The following is a 314-nucleotide window of genomic DNA, read 5'->3' as shown; positions in this document are numbered from 1 at the left end:
ACAGATGCTCCATAATCTACCGATAAATCCTTGTCGTAAGTATAGGAACTATATTGAGTATAGAAATCAAGGAAGTCTGAGTATTCATTCACGGGAAATTGAAGTCCAATTTGTGCCCAGACTTTCGTATGATCCACAGATATGGCATCTTTTTGATAAAACTAAAATAAAACAGCATTATACAGTAAACTTTTAGTATTGCTTTTACGTTTGCTATGTGATGTTATTTCTCTTCATATACCGGCTACGGCCGAAACAAAGGGATCGATCAATTATGACCTGTTAAAGAGTTGTCCCCAAGGAGCCATTTTGGT

1 pseudogene is annotated in these 314 nt (G+C 36.3%); it reads left to right on the top strand.

The features are described 5' to 3' along the window. Positions 1-216: 216 nt before the first annotated feature. Positions 217-314: pseudogene (locus tag D0T60_RS18580) on the top strand (NAD(P)-dependent oxidoreductase); the annotation flags it as partial.

This window comes from Bacteroides sp. 224, from assembly GCF_010500995.1.
In the GTDB taxonomy this organism is placed as follows: domain Bacteria; phylum Bacteroidota; class Bacteroidia; order Bacteroidales; family Bacteroidaceae; genus Bacteroides.
The sequence above is the reverse complement of the archived record's forward strand: the minus strand, read 5'-3'. Positions and strand labels throughout refer to the sequence as shown.